The organism is Bacillus sp. USDA818B3_A (genome assembly GCF_009928415.1).
Classification (GTDB): domain Bacteria; phylum Bacillota; class Bacilli; order Bacillales; family Cytobacillaceae; genus Neobacillus.
In genome coordinates this window covers 1-1,970 of sequence record NZ_JAABNN010000049.1, presented here as the reverse complement: position 1 = coordinate 1,970, position 1,970 = coordinate 1, and the positions used below count along the sequence as shown (strand labels likewise).

General features: G+C 41.3%; 1 protein-coding gene. It reads left to right on the top strand.

Annotated features, from left to right (window positions below; genetic code table 11):
• Window positions 1–533 precede the first annotated feature (533 nt).
• Window positions 534–1,835 (top strand): group II intron reverse transcriptase/maturase, encoded by a 1,302-nt coding sequence (gene ltrA, locus GXK58_RS26785; RefSeq protein WP_160726222.1) that lies wholly within the window; start codon window positions 534–536, stop codon window positions 1,833–1,835.
• Window positions 1,836–1,970: the final 135 nt, after the last annotated feature.

Genomic DNA, 1,970 nt, shown 5'->3' with positions numbered 1-1,970 from the left:
TGCGTGCCCAGCAAGCCGTTAATTGCTAGTTGGTGAAAGTCCAATCCGAGTAAGTACCAAGACGCTTGGTAGCTGACAGGCAACTGGTGGAGAAATCCTAAGGTTGAAGCCCTGTGACAAAGTAACTCTCTCGAAGAGTACGAGCAAACTAACAGGTTGTAACATAAAGTGAATCCTGCCGTCTCGTCAAAGGCATCCACCTACGGTGGCCAAGGAGAAGTCGAGCCTTGAGTAGATGGGCGAAGACCATGGAAGGTGTGAAGAACTTGGAATAGCAGCACCGAAGAATCTCTCGGGGTAAGGGGAACGACATGTTAGGAAAGTAATTAACGGAACTGGGGATACCCTCCTTGTCACTTTCGAAGGAGAGTAAAGCAGAAACCTATAAGTACAAACGAAATGGTGGATGGACGAGAGGGAGTCGGAGGGGGTCATAGTACCGATTATGACAATGACAACACAACATTGTCTAGGGAAGGACGGCATAAGCCATTACCCTACTTCGTTCACATGTCAGAAGGAGGTAAGAGTCAGTGAATGCCAAGAAAATGGCTAACTACACCAATAATGCAAAAGCTCAAGAACTCTGGAAGACGTTATATCTTTGTGCCAAGGAAAGTCCAACTCGCAGATTTCACGCTTTATATGACAAAATTTATCGTCCTGATATTCTGTGGGAGGCATGGCAACGTGTAAAACGTAAGAAAGGCAGTGGAGGTGTAGATGGACAAACGATTGAACAAATCGTTTTGGAATACGGGGAAAGAAAGTTTATGAATGAACTCTATTTGGAGCTAAAGGAGAAACGCTATAATCCGAGTCCAGTCCTAAGAACCTATATCCCAAAGGACAATGGAAAGAAACGTCCATTAGGGATACCCACAATTAAAGACAGAGTTGCACAAATGGCTACGAAAATGGTTATTGAACCCATTTTTGAAGCGGACTTTCATGATTGTTCATTTGGTTTTCGTCCAAAACGTAATGCCCATCAAGCCATAGCTAAGATACGAAAAACAAGTAGGAAATGTTTTTGGGTAGTAGACGTCGATATCCAAGGATATTTCGATAATATCAATCAAGAGAAATTGATGAAATTACTGGAACAACGAATTAATGACCGACGGGTTTTGAAGTTAATTCGAAAATGGCTGGAAGCTGGCATTTTGGAAGAAGGGAAGATAAGAAATCCAATCACCGGCACTCCGCAAGGAGGGGTGATTTCTCCACTTTTAGCCAATATATATCTAAACACAATGGATAGGATATGGCAGAAGAAATTTAATCATCTAGGAGAAATCATTCGGTATGCGGATGACTTCGTCATCATGTGTGAAACCAAGAAACAAGCATTGGAAAGCATCCAAGTAATTCTAGCGATATTGAGGAAACTCGACCTTTCAATTAATCGAGATAAGTCAAGATTGGTCCACCTGTGGAATGACATAGAGGGCTTCGATTTTCTCGGTTTTCATAATCGTAAATTTCCTAAAAGAGTTAAAGGTGGGAAATCGATACATGTCATGTCTCACATACCAAAGAAAAACGCAATGAAGAAAATGCGTGCGAAAATTAAAGACTACACGGAACCAAGGCAAAAGTTATATATGGATATAACTGAATTGGTTAAAGGGTTAAATAGAAAGCTTCAAGGTTTCAAGAACTATTACGCAATTTCCCCTCTGGGAAAGAGATGGCTAAATCGCATTGATTGGTATGTACTTGAACGCCTCACATTGTTTTATAACAAGAAAAGAAACAATCGGAAGAAGCATGGAAATTTAGGGGACGTAAGGAAAGAAGTCGAACACATATTAGTGAAATTGGCTGGTTAGATACCGTAAAGCCAAAGAAAGAAGAACGTCGGAAAGCCGTATGAGGGAAAACCTCACGTACGGTTTGATGAGGAGGAACTGAAAGTAAAAGAGATAGCGTAAGCTATCCCTTCGAAATCAGTTTCTTACTCTACT